The 432-nt window shown below is 27.8% G+C and carries 1 protein-coding gene; it reads left to right on the forward strand.

Features of this window, described 5'->3' with window-relative positions:
* Positions 1-253: hypothetical protein (locus GQ589_RS12355; RefSeq protein ID WP_237399244.1), on the forward strand; the 253-nt coding region annotated here is incomplete at its 5' end.
* Between the last annotated feature and the right edge of the window lie 179 nt (positions 254-432).

Below are 432 nucleotides of genomic sequence, written 5' to 3' on the forward strand. Positions count from 1 at the left end.
ATATACAATAAGTGATTATCAATATAATAAACGTTTGAAATGGCAAAGGCGCATCATGTTGGTTTTCAATTATATTGCTCTGGGTGTCCAAATTATAATTGCATGTGAACTCGAACGTATCGTTCGTTCTAATCAAGATTATGGTCCTCTTTTATTATCAGCAAGTATATTTCTAATTATTTATCTTTTTCCAATATCCTGGTTAGAAAGCCCAAAAGAGTATTTAAAAAAGAAAAAGAAAAAATGGAAATAATAATGAATTTAGTGAAGTTAGCTTTCCACCATTAACAACTAGAGAAATAACACAGATGATTATATTGATTTACATTGCGTATTACTTTTTCTCTATTTTGCCTATTATTATTACTTATCGTTTTAGACAATATACAATAAGTGATTATCAATATAATAAACGTTTGAAATGGCAAAGGC

This window comes from Gilliamella sp. Pas-s27, from assembly GCF_009795865.1.
GTDB lineage: Bacteria > Pseudomonadota > Gammaproteobacteria > Enterobacterales > Orbaceae > Gilliamella.